Here is a 14,876-nt window from a genome sequence, read left to right as displayed (position 1 = left end):
GGGGGGGTACCATGGTTCAGGTGTAAGTGCCTGCCCGAATGTGCTCGCGCTTGGAAAAGCTGGGTTCAGGAATGTGAAGCTGTATGCGGGGAGCTGGAGTGATTGGATTAGTTATGAGGAGAATCCGGTGGCGACTGGGGAAGAATAAGAATTGCAAGAGAATTGAGAACAGAGTTCGTGAAGAAATATCATTTTGATAAACTCTAATTTTCAATTTAGACCCGAATAGAGGAAAATGCTGTATATAAAAATATAGGCAAGCGATCATGGAGCAGGCGATTAAGCCTTTATCTCGTTGATCGCTTGTTTAACTTAGATATTATTGTGCCTATATTTAAGAAATTGGTGTGAAAATAACATTCCTTTTATAACTCCGCCAATATATAAAAGTGTAGCACTTGTCACCAAGACAAGGTACAAGTCCGGAGCAAAGCTTCGAAACACCCAAAGTGGTATTTCTATGAGTTTTGGAAACAAAAGTATAACTGTCGGAAAGACAATGTGTAATATTGTTATCCCCAAAAGTGTTCTGATTTTTTTATGGGGAGATAATTTTTTGTTGTAGCGTTTCAAAAACAAAAGAGGTAAAATTGCAACGATAACAATTGCCATGTAAATTCCATCAAGCAACAGATGAGAGTTCCGGTATGTCACTTTGCTTATCTCAATAGGATAACTTCCCGTCATCATATTGACCAAACTGCCGCTTATTGTTTCCACCATTTTTTGGGTTACAAAGTAGTCATTCATATTCATCAACAGCACAATACCAATTTCTCTGTTCGGTAATATATACATCTGAGAAATGTAGTTCTCAACCAATCCACCATGCCACAAAATAGGCTCGTAGGTTTGATGGGTTAATATCCAACCCATTCCATACGAATAGAATCCGTCTGCCATACTCACATTGTCATAAAAAATGGTGTCTACGCTTTTCGCCGTAATCACGTTCTTACCGCCGTTCAAATACATCTGCAAGTATTTCCCCATATCAGAAGCACTGGAGCTGATAAATCCCGCGGAGACCAGCCCCCATGAGTTTTCATCAGGGTAATCCGGCTCACCGGCTACAGGAATACCAAAGTAATTGCGGTAACCGTCAATCAATCCATTCTCTTTACTTTTTTTAAACGAAGCTGCACTGTGCTCCATCTTAAGTCGTCTAAAGATAGTTTCGGTTACATAATCCTCATAACTTACTCCACTTACAGATTCTATTATTTTCCCGAGAAGAGAGTAGTTTACATTGGCATATTGATGGGTGCCGTAAGAATTCGTTATTCCCATAGTTGCAATATTTTGATATTCTCCCAAACCGCTTGTATGATTAAGCAGTTGCTTAACGGTAATTTTGTCACCGTCTGTGACGGAAGGAAGATACGTTGATATTTTATCATCAAGTTTGACTTTTCCCTGTTCGACTAACTGCATAATTGAAACTGCCGTAAAAGATTTGCTCATAGATCCAATTATAAACGGTGTATTACTACTGTGGCTGTTACCATAATTATTGGAAAAAAGCACACTATTCTTATTCACAATGATCACAGACATTCCCGGCATATTTGAACGTTCCGCCGACCTCTGCAAATACTCGTCTATTTCCCTATAAGCATCACCAGTTGTCTCGGCATGTGCCACGAGTGGTAAGCATACAACAAAGGCTATAATCAGCATAATTGCGAGAATCTGTTTTTTCATAAAACACCCCTTTCGAGTTATATAAATATTCAAAATAACGCACATTTAATGAAAACCAAATGATTTACCTTTTTCTAAAGTCGTAGATATACTAGCGTTTATTTCTATTTAAGTAAATATAATTCATTACATTCTAAAACTAAAACCGGGTTGATCTAGTATGAAATACATTTCCCGTATACTTCGCTCTCCACGACTCCGGCTCACCAAACCTTACGCTACGAACCCAACTTTGGTACTCCGGGGCACAACAGACTCCGAACTGGGTATCACAGTGCGGCAAACCTAGCTCGGAACCGTATTTGCTGGCTTCGCTACTCGCAAGGAACGCGTAAGAACAGCAAAGGGGAGCAGCCCGAAAGCGTCTTCCCATTTATCTCATTTACTTAATTTTCTACAAAGTGATCTACCGCTGCCTGCTCGATTGCCAGCCCTTCCGTGTAACGCTCCATAAATAAGGCAAAACCATTCACATCTGCGCTGTCAGGATAAACCTCTTGTGCTTTTGCATCATCAAACACTTTATTGGCAAGGTAATCTGCCAAACCCTCTTGTTGCTCCTTATTAACCATATAGGATGCCAAAACAGCCATCCCCCATGCGCCACCCTCACCGGCCGTAGGCATGACCGAAACAGGAACATTCAGTGCTGCGGCACATATTTTTTGACCGACTAGCGGCGTTTTGAACAATCCGCCATGCGCCAAAATTTGGTCAATCGTTACTTGCTCCTTCTGTGTCAAAATATCCATCCCCAGCCTTAGTGCAGCAAATGCAGTAAACAGATGTACTCTCATAAAGTTAGCCAGATTGAAGCGGCTTTCTGGAGAACGAACAAACAGCGGACGACCTTTGGCAAACCCGGTAATGTTCTCGCCTGAATAGTAGCCGTAGCTCAGTAATCCGCCGCCATCGGCGTCTGCTTCCATCGCTTTATTAAACAATACGCTGAATAATTGGTCCGTATGGAGCCTCATCCCCATTGCTTCAGAAAATTCACGGAACAAGCCGAGCCATGCATTAATATCGCTGGAGCAGTTGTTAGCAAGAACCATGCCGACAGGACTGCCATCTGGTGTAGCCACGATGTCAATCTCAGGGTACACCGTGGACAAATCTTTATCCAGTACAAACATGGCAAAAATCGACGTACCTACGGAAATGTTACCGGCGCACTTTTTGACACTATTCGTAGCAACCATGCCTGTCCCGGCATCACCTTCTGGAGGACATAGCGGAATACCTGCTAGTAGGCTGCCTGATGGATCTAATAGTGAGGCACCAGCTTCATTGAGATATCCAGCTTGTTTACCTGCAGTATAAACTTTAGGTAAAATATCTTTTAGATTCCACTGGTAGCCCTTATCGGAAATTAAAACGTCAAACTTCTTCACCATCTCTTCATTATATTGTTGCGTAGATGCATCGATTGGGAACATACCGGAGGCATCCCCCAAACCAAGAGCCTTGCTGCCAGTCAACGCCCAATGAATGTAACCCGACAAAGTCGTAATATAATCTATGCTGGCGACATGCTCTTCATCGTTCAAAATCGCTTGATATAAATGTGCGATGCTCCAACGTTGGGGAATTTTAAACTGGAATTTCTCGGTTAGCTCCGATGCAGCAGTGCCCGTTGTGGTATTGCGCCATGTACGGAACGGAACCAATAGCCCCCCTGCTTGATCAAGTGCAATATAGCCCTGCATCATGGCAGAACATCCGATTGATCCGATTTTTCGCAATGTAATGCCATAATTATTCTCAACCTCTTGCTTTAATTGGCGATAGGTTTCTTGCAACCCGTTAATCACTTCATTGAGATCGTAGGTCCAATAACCGTCGATCAATTGATTTTCCCACTCATAGCTACTGGAACCGATTGTTTCAAAATTGTAATCAATCAGTACTGCCTTAATTCGTGTGGATCCAAATTCGATGCCAAGCGAGGTTTCTCCCCTGACTATCGCTTGTTTAATATTTTGATCCATGATGGCGTTGCTCCTCTCTAAATTTGAAATTGAGCCGAATATGATAAGGACATGAAGGTATACGGTGAACCATACAATTCTCCATTATGTTTCTAGCTGATAGATCCTAGAATAAGTTTAGGTGGAATAAACTTCCACATTCTACACTAAAAGAGCAAGTGTACCGTTGTCAACAGAGTGGGCACAAAGAATCGGGGGATTTTTTGCCTCATTCATATTTCGGATATCACATGGACAGAGTCCTTCCGTTTTGAGATGCGAGAAGAAGCTCCCCATTGAGGCATTGTCATAACAATTGCTTCGGCGAGACATGCTGATTCCAACCTTGCTGAAAGGTTCTGAGAACCAGTTCATTGTCGTTCCTAGAAAGTCTGTCACCCATTTTTGGTTGGGAGCATCTGCTTTGAAATCCCTTTTCAATATATTTTTCTCCACACGTTCTCCTTCGGAGGTAGCATAATTACAACGATGTTTTCGGCGGATCCTTGAACGAATGCCTAATCCTGCATAATTCTGAGTACCTTCTTATTATTGCTCCAAACCCCGTGGTCTCACCCTAAGATTTCCAAGATAAACTTTTGACGGATCAGAGCGTTTGAACTCTTTAATTATCACGATAAGAACTTTAATCGGAAAAATACCATAAAATTCTTTATATGATATTATTATCTATATCTATTCAGCTGATAGTTCACTAAAGGAGGAATTTGAAATAAAGTGAAAAAGATTAATTTGAAACCGCTATCATTAAACTCACTTTCACATGAATTTATGGGTTCTAGAAGGATTGCGATGAGATTGGACCGAAATTTATGAAGCGAAAAATATTAGCATTCCTACTTCTAAGCCTTGTGCTGTTGACGATGATAGGTTGCAGTAATAATGAGAATTCTTCTGAGGGAAAGACCGACGAGCAAATCGCCGCCGTTTATATTCAAACACTCGGTTACACGATCGTTGTCCACGAAGGAGAGGCCGTAAAATATACATTGGAGCAGAAAATGCTTGAAGACTTGGATTATATGCGACTCTGGGCAGTTCAGAAGGAGGAACCAGATGCCTATATCGGGAAAGAGATCGTCACTTATAGATTCACCGTGAAGGATCATCCATTGGAGCAGCAATTTAGCCCGGTTGATTATACTATTTCTGCGATAGTTATGCTTGTAGATCGTAAAGTCATAGGCGGAACCTCAGCTCCAAAAAGCAAAATTAAGAATCTTGTCATGGTGGGTGGAGAGTATTCATTAGAAGGAAAAACACTATACGAGATAAAGGGAATGAGTTATTCGGAATGGCTTGATTATTGGAAGGAAAAGTACGGAAAGCGGAAGGAGTAATCCTTCTACTCTTATGCTAAACGATGAACAACCGAACAGACAAGCTAATCAAGAGTACATCTGGGTTAGCTTGTTTGACGCGTTGGAATCATTTGCTTCCTCATAGGGTAGGTGCCGCTTCACCGAACAATGGATGTACTTTACCACTGAATTTAACCCCAGCAGGACCAGCTCATCGCCAAAGCATCAAATCTATCGTATTATGGACAGGCGGTTAATTCCCTCAGCTAACAGAAAGGAAATATTTCAAATGATTCTCTTCATTCACCGCAAGGATCTTCGGACTAACGATCTCCCGGCCTTTGAGGCCATACGTTCTTCTGGCTCCCGTAGCCTTCATGTGTTGATTCTGGAGCCTTTTCTGCTGCGCAAGCAACGTTATCTTGAGCATAGCGGAATAAACTTCCTTACGCAGGTCTCAAGACTTCAGCAGGAATACGCCACTGAGGACAAGCAGCTACATATTCTTTATGGCGAGCCTGATATTATTGTCAAGAGGCTGAGCGAAACCTACCCAATTCAGGAATTGATGGTCCATGCCGATTACACCCCTTATGCATTAAAAAGAGACATGAGCCTGCGTGATATGTCGGCTTCACTTCGCATCCGTTTCACCATTTTTCACGACAGCATGCTCTGCGATCTGGAAGATTTCATGGATTGGTGCGGACGTCGAGAGCCCTTCAAGGTATTCACACCGTTCTACCGCCGCTGGCGCAGCTACTTGGCAGAGCGCTTTCATCCGCCTTATTCTTCGACCTTGGCTGATCTGTCAACGGCTACAGTGGACGACAAGATTGCCGAAGATTTCAAGATTCCTGAGGAGATTAAACTTCAGTTTGAAAAGCTAGTGCCTTCAAGAAAGAAAATGGATGTACACGATACGCTTGAGCAATTTATAGACTTGCACTTACAGGATTATCGCATAAACCGTGATAGGTATGCACTGGAGGGCACCAGCCGGATCAGCCGGTACCTCAATACGGGCTCCATTTCAGCACGTACTGTGCATTACCGGCTGGCGGAAGAAAAAACAGGCGGGGAAGAATGGCTGCGGCAGCTGGCCTGGCGGGATTTCTATCTGTATCAAGCCCGGCTCGATGCTGATTTCTTCAGCTATGAGAAGGTTTATGATTTGAGCATGTTAGGTACGAAATACTTTGAGGCTTGGTCTTCGGGCAGAACTGGCATTCCTGTAATCGATGCCGCCATGACCCAACTGAACACAACCGGATGGATGCCGAACCGGCTTCGAATGATTACCGCAATGTTTCTTACCAAAAATCTGGGCTGTCCATTTATTTACGGAGAGCGTTACTTCAGGCTGAAGCTGAGCGATTATGATAATGCGCTGAACCGTGGCGGCTGGCTGTGGAGCTCCTCGCTCGGATTCGATGCCTCCCCTTACTTCAGGATCATGAATCCGGTAACCCAGTCCCAGACTCATGACCCGAGCGGAGATTATATACGCACCTGGCTGCCAGAGCTGGCAGTTTTGTCCGATAAAGCTATCCATCTGCCTAGACCATATGCCATCGTTGATCTTAAGCAGTCACGGGCGCTGGCGATTGAGGTATATAAAGAAATCCTGAACAGCAAGGGAGCGGCGGTTCATCCTTATAACGGAAATGAGCTATAACCTCCTTGCACTTCCCTGCTCTCCTTGCAATATTACCAGAATTTCTGCTGTTCCTGCCGACAGCTGGATTAAATCTGCAGAGAGCCGTTTTGTCTGCTCATGCAGGATCTGGTATTCATCAGTCCCCTCCAGATAACGGGATACAAAATGAAGAAAAACATCGATTTTTCTCAGCATCATCAGCTCTGAAATGGCGTTGATTTCAGCTGGGGTGAGGCGTATATAACGACTGAATCCCCGGCAGAAATCACGAATCTTCTTCTCTGCCTCCGCATGTCCAAGCAGCCCGGATAGAATAACCGCTGGCTCCATAACCCGCAAATCATATGTACAAAACTCAAAATCAAGCAGCGAAGACACCTGAACCGGATCCTCTGAATTAACTAGCAGATTAGAGGCATTTAAGTCACCGTGTACCAGTTGATGAGGAAGTCCCTCCAGTTCATTCAGCGAACCTATAATATCTTCATAAGCGTTGAAAAGCATCATCAGCTCATCCCTCAGATCCGTAAAAGGTTCCGGCGGGTTCATGCACAATTCCCTCATTACCTCTACACTACATAACGGATAGGACGTCTGTAATTCATAATAGGGGCGGTATACCGGAGTAAGACCGGGATCAATAGCTGACAGAACCTCAGATAAAATACCCGTTGCCTCTCCAAAGGATTCTAAATAGGAACCCTCTTCCTCCATAGGCGAATCACCATCAAGATATTGGAACAAGCAGGCGAATTTCCCATTCTCCCCTATCTGAACCATAGTTTCACCGGTAGTCGTCAGAATAGGAACAGGTACTTTGAAACGTAAAACTCGTTGTCCAAGCTGCTGCAGCACTGCATGCTCGAACTCAATTTTATTTCTGTCCTTATGCGTATCATATATGCGAAGGACCGCGCGTTTCTCACTATTTTCCACAAAATAAGTGGTGTTGTTCCAACCCCCGCTCCGCTTCCGCAGCGTTCCGCTCCATTCCGGCCAGGCTTGACTTACTATAGCTTCCATATCGTATGCCTCCTCTCATCTGTCTATCAACTCATAGGCAATTGTAAAAGCAGCTTATGCGTGTGTCAAATCCCCTAACTCGGATTCAGGAGCCTGCATGTACCTCTTGTACTTTACCTCTATAATGATGCTATTCATATCTCAATGCAACGGATGGGATTGAAAAGGAGCTACCGTTTCCAAACGCTGGCTGCCGGCATGGTTATATGAACCGGAGCAGAGCATAGTGGAGTTACCGGTTTACGCTTGGTAAACCTGAGGCTGGCGTTATGCCTACGGACTAGAGCATATTCCAGAGGTTGAGATTATCGTAAGTCAACAATCTACAATCAAGAACTCGCAAAAAATAGATCACAGAGTACCTAGAGGTATCCACCCGATAGCAACCGATTTACGTTTCGATAGTCTCTGTCATTTGCCAAAATTGCATTTAATAGAACATTTTGGTAGATTGAATCCAGGAACTTGTTAACCGACTGATCAGCGCAGTATTGTTCAAAACTAAGCGTATTGCTATCGAGGGGAGATCAGATTTCTATGAATATAGCCGTCAGATTGATGCAAAAATTCAAAGACCGCGATACCCAGATTAAGCTGAAAGTTTATCAGGACAAAGTGGAGCTCATCAGAAAACGGAATTTAGAAGCATGGGACGATGGGCAGCTTCAAGCGGAATCCCTCCGGCTACAAAAAGAAGCAAAATCAGGTACACCTTTGGATGAGCTGCTTATCGCTGCTTATGCGTTAGTATGCGAGGCAGCGAAGAGAAAGCTTGGATTAAATCCTTACGATGTCCAGATCATGGCTGCCATCGCTCTGCACGAGAGATTCTTGATCGAGCAGCATACCGGTGAAGGAAAAACACTTTCTGCTGTTATGCCTGCATATCTAAATGCACTGACTGGCAAAGGCATTCATGTGCTGACTTTTAACGATTATTTAGCCAAGCGCGATGCGGAATGGATGGGCCCGATCTATCGTTTCCTAGGATTAACGGTAAACTCTGTTCAAGCGGGTATGAGCCTGTCCGAGAAACAGGAAGCATACGCCAAGGATATAACCTATGTTACGGCAAAAGAAGCGGGATTCGATTACTTGCGCGATACAATTGCACTAAACGAAGCCGATACCGTGCATCGTCCTTTCCACTACGTCATCGTGGACGAAGCGGATTCGCTGCTTCTCGACGAAGCACGGGTGCCGCTGGTCATCAGCGGAGATATGCCCTCTTCCAGGAGCGACGGCTTTCGTTTCGCAGAAGTGGCTCGGCAGCTTAATAGAGATGAACATTACGACTTCGACGAGTTCCAGCGGAACGTTTACTTAAATGAAACAGGCGCTGCGCTTGCGGAATTGATGCTGGGATGCGGCAATTTATACGATAGCCATAACAGTCACTTGCTGACTTCTTTAAATTGCGCGCTGCATGCGGAATCGTTATTAAAAAAAGACATAGATTACATCGTCCGGGACGGAAAAATCGAGCTGATCGAAGAGTATACCGGCCGAGTGGCGGAGAACCGGTATTTGCCGGACGGGCTGCAAGCCGCGCTTACTGCAAAAGAAGGGCTGTACTCCATAGCCGGCGGGAAAATTCTCGGGACGATCACCATTCAACACTTCATTAGCCTGTATCCGCAGATTTGCGGAATGACGGCTACCGCTCATGCTTCCGCAATGGACTTCGAAGATATTTATGCGCTCCAGGTGCTGCAAATTCCACCGAACCGGCCAAACATTCGAATCGACCATCTGCACCGGATTTATACCCATAAAGATGCCAAGCTTAAGGCACTTGTACAAGAAATCTCATCCGTCCATAGGACGGGACGTCCAATTCTCATTGGTACGTCAAGCGTCGAGGAGTCTGCCATGCTGGCAGAGGCGCTAGCGGTTGCAGGCGTATCTTGCCATGTTCTAAATGCGAAAAACGACGCAGAAGAAGCCGACATCATCGCCAAAGCGGGAGAAATCGGTGCAGTGACTGTGTCTACAAATATGGCGGGACGCGGGGTCGACATCCGGCTCGGCGGCGGCGACCCTGCGCAAGCAGAGGTAATCGCCAAGCTGGGCGGGTTGTACGTAATTGCCACCCATGTGAACGAAAGCGTGCGGATCGACGACCAGTTGCGCGGGCGTTCCGGTCGCCAAGGCGACCCGGGAGCTTCCGTTTTTTATGTAAGCTTGGAGGACGAGTTACTGCTTCGCTTCGGCATCCATAAAGCAGTTCGCGCTCCCAGGCAGGATGAGGCTCTTGAAGAGACGGGGCTCAGCAGCAAGATCACAAGTACTCAGCGTATTGTTATGGGCCAAAACTTCGATATCCACAAGGAACTGAACTGTTATTCGGATATGGTGGAGGATCAGAGGCGAATTCTATACGCGGAGCGGCTCCGAATTTTGAAAGGCGAGCAGCCGTTGAGCCCAGCGGAGCAGAGGGTACGGCTTTTTTATATCGACGAATTCTGGGCTGACCATCTTGCATACGTTTCTTATCTTCGCGAAGGCATTCACTTGGAGAGCCTTGCCAGCCGCAATCCAATCGACGAATTTCATGCGCAAATCACTGAAGCCTACGAGCAAATTCCTTATAAAATAGATATCGCGTCGGAAAATATGCTTGAAAAGCTCGGAGGTTCGAATGATCCGGCAGAGTGGGAAAAGTTCGGCCTGAAAAGCCCTGCTTCCACCCGGACTTATATTATCAACGATCAATACCTGCAGAATAAGCGAACCTCATGGACCGGAACGACCGTATTTGCTTATTGGCTTCGCACGGTTGCGAGGCCGATATTCAAACTGTCAAAATATTGATGCAACGAAGAGGCGGTTAGCCCCTACTCCTCTAGCTCATCCAGCTTTGCTTCCAATTCAGCCAGCTTGCGATTCGCTTGATCCAATATCTCCTGTTGTTCTGCGGCTTTTGCTCGTTTTATTTCTTTTTTGACAGCCTCAATCTGCTGTTCCAAAAAGAGGATTTCAGCTTCATTTCCTGAGTTGTTCCAGATCTGTGAATAAGTCATAACCAACCTCCTTTTTCAAATTAAGAGAAGCTTCCACAAAGTTCATTTGAACTTCAGGAGAGCTTCTTTTTTCTCTACACATGGGTCCCAAGTTCACAATTCTAAGCAAAATCCTGCTATTGTGATGTTTCCTTTATTAACGGCATCCCTGCTTCTACCAAACGCTTGTTACGAATGAAGAAAACGGACAGTATCACAATAAACAATCCTGTTCCAACAAGAAGCCACTCAATCTCAATTACATCCGCAAGAGGACCAAATATCAGCATTCCGATGGGCATCATGGAAGTCGATATCATACCAAAGACTCCGAATATGCGTCCCATGTAATCCGGATCTACCTTCTCTTGTAGCATTACGGTTGTCGGTGTATTAAAGACGGGCATAGCTACGCCGAAAATAGCCATCATAACCAAGTAGATCCAAAAAACAGGTACAATACCTAAAGCTAACGTGCATACACCCATAATTAAGCTAGCAAAAGTCATCGTATATACTTTGTTTCGAAATCCTCCCCATGACGCAATAATTGCTCCGCCAGCCATCATACCGATAGAAAAAGCAATTTCAATGGCTGTTAATCGCCAATAATCATCTCCGAAGCTGCGTGTCACTTGTAGCGGTGTTAAAAATGCAGCCGGTGCCATCAATACAAAGAAAAAGGCGAAAAAAATGAAAAAGGTTTTAAGAAAGCTATGGTTTTTAATATAGCTTAAACCCTGTTTAAAATCGTCCAAATAGCTTGTCGTTTGTTTATCCGTCGCTTTTTTATGCAACGGTATTTTCAAAAAGAAAAATAATGTAAAGATCGCTATCGCCGCTGTGATAACATCGATAAAGAAAATGACCTCAATGGTTGCCAATGAAAGCAATGACGCGCTAACGATAGGTGCAACAAACATCATTAGTGCTTGAAGACTTCCGTTAATCCCATTTACCTTCGTCAGCTTATCCTCCGGTACAATTTGTGGCAATATTGCCCCAACCGCAGGTGATTGAACCCCAGCTCCGAGCGCACGAACTGCAGCAATGGCGAACAACAACCATATCTCATCATAACCAAGCAAAAATGTAATGGCTAAAATCAGTGTAACAAAGGCAATCATGGCATCTGCTATCATAATAAGATATTTCCGGTTGAAACGGTCCGCCCATACACCTGCAAACGGTGATAATAAAAAGGTAGGAATGAATCCACAAATAATAAATAATGTCATCATCATACCTGACTTTGTTGTAAGCGTAACATACCACATAATAGCATATTGAACTAAAGCAGAACCGAATAACGAAAATGTTTGACTACTTAAAAAGATAATTATATCCCGTTTCCAATGTTTTTTGTTTTGTGCTTCGGTTGGTATCACTATAACTTACTCCCCCATTTAAAAAAATATCATTCATTCCCCATTCGCCTATTAAAAATAATTACCAAATCCGGTACTTCTAATTCTATGTACAAAAATTTAATATAAATCACATTTCTAGAATAGCACAGAAATATTCACCCCACCATTCAGCCAGCACTTTAATAATAGCCTGTGCACACAAAAAGCCGGTATCCCCCTCTTTCGAGAAGCCACCGGCTCTTTTTATGTCTATTTCATTCTCCGTTTATACACTCGCATAGCCGTAGCCCAGAAAAACGCAAGTATTGCTAAACTCCATAATACCGCCACAAGCGTAGTTTTATCTGCCGTTCCTCCAAGTAAAAGAGAACGAATGCTCTCGATAAGCGGTGTCATGGGCTGATATTCCGCGAATAAACGGATAGCCGAAGGCATGCTGTCGGTCGGCGCAAAGGCAGAGCTAACGAATAAAAGCAACATCAAAATGTAAGAAAATACGCCTGCTCCTTCGAATGATTTAGCAAGCAAGCCGAAGGTGACGGCAATCCACGTAAACGCAAGTACGCTAAGCAACAAAATACCAATGGCTAATGCCCAACCGAGCACATCCGCTTTCGGCCGAAATCCCATTCCGAAGGCAACAAGGAAAATGGCAAGCAAGGAAATGACGTTAAAAACTAATGAAGCAACCACATGTCCGCCTAAAATAGAAGCTTTTGCGATCGGCATGGAGTGGAAACGCTCGAATATACCTTTCGTGAGATCGTTATTGATACGAAGTGAAGAATAAGCCACGCCACTGGCAATGCAAAAGAGCAATATTCCGGGCACAATATAATTGATATAGCTTACATCACCAGTGTTCATCGCTCCGCCAAAGATGTAAACAAAGAGCAGCATGATCATGATCGGCATGGCGATGACGGTAATAATCGTGTCGATGCTACGTGTGGAATGGCGAATGACACGCCCACTCATGACGGCAGTATCGCTTAAAAAATGAATAAATTTCATCGGGAGTCCTCCTTTTTGCTAGTGACGATCGCGAGAAAAACATCCTCAAGCGAGGGCAGCTTCTGGGCAAACTCGGCAATTTCTATGTCAGCTTCCGCCGCTTTCGTTAGCAGTCGCATCATCTGTCTCGTACTTCCGTCTGTAATGACGGAGAGCGTGAGATTGTTCGAATCTGAGGTCGCGTTAAATTCCTTTAACAGATCTTGTGCTTGATTAAGCGTTGTTTCATTGTCGAATCGAAGCTCGATATGACCCTTAGGCAATCTATTTTTAAGTTCCGCCGGACTGCCGCTTGCCACGATATGACCTTCGTGTAAGATCGCGATTTGATCGGCCAGATGGTCGGCTTCCTCTAAATACTGCGTCGTTAAAAAAACAGTAACACCCGATCTCGCTAGATCCTTGATCATATCCCACATAGCAAGACGGGCTTGCGGGTCAAGTCCGGTGGTTGGTTCATCGAGAAAAATGACCGAAGGGTTACCCAATAAGCTCATGGCCAAATCCAAGCGCCGACACATCCCTCCGGAATAAGTGGAGATTCGGCGATCCGCAGCATCAAGCAAGTCAAAGCGACGCAACAACTCCTCGGCTTGTTTATCAGGGTTGGGCAAATGGCGGAGTTTAGCCATCATTCGCAAGTTCTCGCGGCCGGTCAGGATATAATCTGCGGTGACGCTTTGTCCTGTCAGGCTAATTTCCTTACGTACTTGCTCTGGTTGCTTGGTTACGTCGTCTCCATTAATCTTCGCAATTCCGTTGTCTGGCTGGAGCAGAGTGGAAAGAATTTTGATCATAGTGGTTTTACCCGCACCGTTGGACCCGAGAAGTGCAAAGGTTGAACCTTTCTGCACAGTGAAGTCCACCCCTCGGAGCACTTCCACCTTCTTATAGGATTTCTTCAGGCCTATTACTTCAATTGCCAAATTATTCGATGTCATCCTATTTCCCTCCTATCTGCCTAGTTTTTTATGAATGGACTCATTCATTTTAGCTCGCATTTTCCCTGTCCAAGTCTGAGCAGCAACGCCTTCGAGCAAACCATCGCAAAACGCCATAACATCATTTCCTACGATCTCTAGAACATCTCTGCCTTCGGCAGCTCCCAACTCAAACATGTCAAGTATTTCGGGGAACAGATTGATAACGCTGGAATCGGAAGTTGAAAAGTTCAGCATGTATTGCGATGCGATATTGTAAACTTCACGGTAGTCGTTAGGAAGCGCTTTTGAACGTTTTACGCACTCTTTATACGCTCTTTTTTGATCACGCAAATCTTTATACTTAGTTAATATGGTCTTATACACGGCTATCCTCCTTAAGTTGTGTAAGTCTTGTCGTTACATATCCCCATTTCTCCCAGAACATGGACAGTTCACGCAATCCAGCTTCATTCAGACTATAAAATTTCCTTGGCGGTCCTATTTCGGACGGTTTTTTCTCGGTATCAACGAGTTTATTTTTTTCTAGCCGTATCAAGATGGTGTATACCGTTCCTTCAACAACATCTTCGAAACCGAGCGCATTTAGCGTTTTTACGATTTCGTATCCATAGGTTTCTTTCCGGCTGATGATTTCAAGTACGCAGCCTTCCAAAACTCCTTTCAGCATTTCTGTTAGGTTATCCATTTAAATCCTCCAATGCTACTCTGTATTGCTTAGTACCACTATATAGTATCACCGAGTAGCTGAATTGTAAATAGGAGGAAAAGCGGATTGCTGAAAATAAATACGACAGTAGCAGAGACTGGATTTGGTGTGAGTGGAAAGCATTCGCTTTAAGTCAGTAACAATAAAGAAAGCCCGCGCTG

Annotated in this window: 13 protein-coding genes and 1 pseudogene; 5 read left to right on the top strand and 9 right to left on the bottom strand. The window is 44.3% G+C overall.

Features of this window, described 5'->3' with window-relative positions; genetic code table 11:
• Positions 1–7 precede the first annotated feature (7 nt).
• A pseudogene (locus NST74_RS13030) lies at positions 8–148 on the top strand (sulfurtransferase); the annotation flags it as partial.
• A 164-nt stretch (positions 149–312) separates the two neighbouring features.
• Here NST74_RS13030 and NST74_RS13025 read toward each other — a convergent pair.
• Both NST74_RS13025 and NST74_RS13020 read right to left on the bottom strand, forming a co-directional pair.
• On the bottom strand, positions 313–1,704 hold the full coding sequence (locus tag NST74_RS13025; protein WP_341112407.1) for a serine hydrolase domain-containing protein: 1,392 nt from the start codon (positions 1,702–1,704) through the stop codon (positions 313–315).
• Positions 1,705–2,090: 386 nt separating this feature from the next.
• Positions 2,091–3,695 (bottom strand): xylulokinase, encoded by a 1,605-nt coding sequence (locus NST74_RS13020; RefSeq protein ID WP_341112404.1) that lies wholly within the window; start codon positions 3,693–3,695, stop codon positions 2,091–2,093.
• Positions 3,696–4,507: 812 nt separating this feature from the next.
• Between NST74_RS13020 and NST74_RS13015 the strand changes: the two genes are divergently transcribed.
• The 3 genes from NST74_RS13015 to NST74_RS13005 are packed head-to-tail and all read left to right on the top strand — an operon-like array spanning position 4,508 to position 6,674.
• Positions 4,508–5,035 carry a hypothetical protein gene (locus tag NST74_RS13015; RefSeq protein ID WP_341112403.1) on the top strand — a complete coding sequence of 176 codons (528 nt, stop codon included), beginning with the start codon at positions 4,508–4,510 and terminating at the stop codon, positions 5,033–5,035.
• A 23-nt stretch (positions 5,036–5,058) separates the two neighbouring features.
• On the top strand, positions 5,059–5,253 hold the full coding sequence (locus NST74_RS13010) for a hypothetical protein (protein ID WP_341112402.1): 195 nt from the start codon (positions 5,059–5,061) through the stop codon (positions 5,251–5,253).
• 32 nt (positions 5,254–5,285) lie between these two features.
• A complete protein-coding gene (locus NST74_RS13005) occupies positions 5,286–6,674 on the top strand; it encodes a cryptochrome/photolyase family protein (RefSeq protein WP_341112401.1) in 1,389 nt (462 codons plus the stop codon).
• Here the strand turns inward: NST74_RS13005 and NST74_RS13000 are convergent.
• Positions 6,669–7,679 (bottom strand): phosphotransferase, encoded by a 1,011-nt coding sequence (locus tag NST74_RS13000; RefSeq protein ID WP_341112400.1) that lies wholly within the window; start codon positions 7,677–7,679, stop codon positions 6,669–6,671. The genes NST74_RS13005 and NST74_RS13000 overlap by 6 nt on opposite strands.
• 537 nt (positions 7,680–8,216) lie before the next feature.
• Here NST74_RS13000 and NST74_RS12995 point away from each other — a divergent pair.
• Positions 8,217–10,493 carry a preprotein translocase subunit SecA gene (locus NST74_RS12995; RefSeq protein WP_341115884.1) on the top strand — a complete coding sequence of 759 codons (2,277 nt, stop codon included), beginning with the start codon at positions 8,217–8,219 and terminating at the stop codon, positions 10,491–10,493.
• A 23-nt stretch (positions 10,494–10,516) separates the two neighbouring features.
• On the opposite strand, the gene NST74_RS12990 is transcribed toward NST74_RS12995, so the two are convergent.
• The 6 genes from NST74_RS12990 to NST74_RS12965 all read right to left on the bottom strand — a co-directional run bounded on the left by NST74_RS12990 (position 10,517) and on the right by NST74_RS12965 (position 14,694).
• Entirely contained in the window at positions 10,517–10,702 is a 186-nt protein-coding gene (locus NST74_RS12990; protein ID WP_076121578.1) for a hypothetical protein, read from the bottom strand.
• Between the two features lie 116 nt (positions 10,703–10,818).
• The gene (locus NST74_RS12985) at positions 10,819–12,066 is read right to left on the bottom strand and encodes an MFS transporter (protein WP_076121585.1); all 1,248 of its coding nucleotides are present in this window, start codon (positions 12,064–12,066) and stop codon (positions 10,819–10,821) included.
• Between the two features lie 234 nt (positions 12,067–12,300).
• Positions 12,301–13,065 (bottom strand): ABC transporter permease, encoded by a 765-nt coding sequence (locus tag NST74_RS12980; RefSeq protein WP_042127146.1) that lies wholly within the window; start codon positions 13,063–13,065, stop codon positions 12,301–12,303.
• Positions 13,062–14,006, bottom strand: coding sequence for an ATP-binding cassette domain-containing protein (locus NST74_RS12975; protein ID WP_341112399.1), 945 nt, complete (start codon positions 14,004–14,006; stop codon positions 13,062–13,064). Before NST74_RS12975 ends, NST74_RS12980 begins: the two co-directional genes overlap by 4 nt.
• A 12-nt stretch (positions 14,007–14,018) precedes the next feature.
• On the bottom strand, positions 14,019–14,372 hold the full coding sequence (locus NST74_RS12970) for a DUF1048 domain-containing protein (protein WP_170880381.1): 354 nt from the start codon (positions 14,370–14,372) through the stop codon (positions 14,019–14,021).
• Positions 14,365–14,694: a PadR family transcriptional regulator gene (locus NST74_RS12965; RefSeq protein ID WP_042127142.1), complete on the bottom strand. Its 330-nt coding sequence runs from the start codon at positions 14,692–14,694 to the stop codon at positions 14,365–14,367. Before NST74_RS12965 ends, NST74_RS12970 begins: the two co-directional genes overlap by 8 nt.
• Positions 14,695–14,876 lie beyond the last annotated feature (182 nt).

The sequence above is a fragment of the Paenibacillus sp. FSL F4-0125 genome (assembly GCF_038008565.1).
In the GTDB taxonomy this organism is placed as follows: domain Bacteria; phylum Bacillota; class Bacilli; order Paenibacillales; family Paenibacillaceae; genus Paenibacillus_AQ.
The sequence above is the reverse complement of the archived record's forward strand: the minus strand, read 5'-3'. Positions and strand labels throughout refer to the sequence as shown.

Bases quoted from the DNA above. Each gene is read 5' to 3' on its own strand.
- NST74_RS13025 (WP_341112407.1), bottom strand. From the start codon at position 1,704: ATGAAAAAACAGATTCTCGCAATTATGCTGATTATAGCCTTTGTTGTA.
- NST74_RS13020 (WP_341112404.1), bottom strand. From the start codon at position 3,695: ATGGATCAAAATATTAAACAAGCGATAGTCAGGGGAGAAACCTCGCTT.
- NST74_RS13015 (WP_341112403.1), top strand. From the start codon at position 4,508: ATGAAGCGAAAAATATTAGCATTCCTACTTCTAAGCCTTGTGCTGTTG.
- NST74_RS13010 (WP_341112402.1), top strand. From the start codon at position 5,059: ATGAACAACCGAACAGACAAGCTAATCAAGAGTACATCTGGGTTAGCT.
- NST74_RS13005 (WP_341112401.1), top strand. From the start codon at position 5,286: ATGATTCTCTTCATTCACCGCAAGGATCTTCGGACTAACGATCTCCCG.
- NST74_RS13000 (WP_341112400.1), bottom strand. From the start codon at position 7,679: ATGGAAGCTATAGTAAGTCAAGCCTGGCCGGAATGGAGCGGAACGCTG.
- NST74_RS12995 (WP_341115884.1), top strand. From the start codon at position 8,217: ATGAATATAGCCGTCAGATTGATGCAAAAATTCAAAGACCGCGATACC.
- NST74_RS12990 (WP_076121578.1), bottom strand. From the start codon at position 10,702: ATGACTTATTCACAGATCTGGAACAACTCAGGAAATGAAGCTGAAATC.
- NST74_RS12980 (WP_042127146.1), bottom strand. From the start codon at position 13,065: ATGAAATTTATTCATTTTTTAAGCGATACTGCCGTCATGAGTGGGCGT.
- NST74_RS12975 (WP_341112399.1), bottom strand. From the start codon at position 14,006: ATGACATCGAATAATTTGGCAATTGAAGTAATAGGCCTGAAGAAATCC.
- NST74_RS12965 (WP_042127142.1), bottom strand. From the start codon at position 14,694: ATGGATAACCTAACAGAAATGCTGAAAGGAGTTTTGGAAGGCTGCGTA.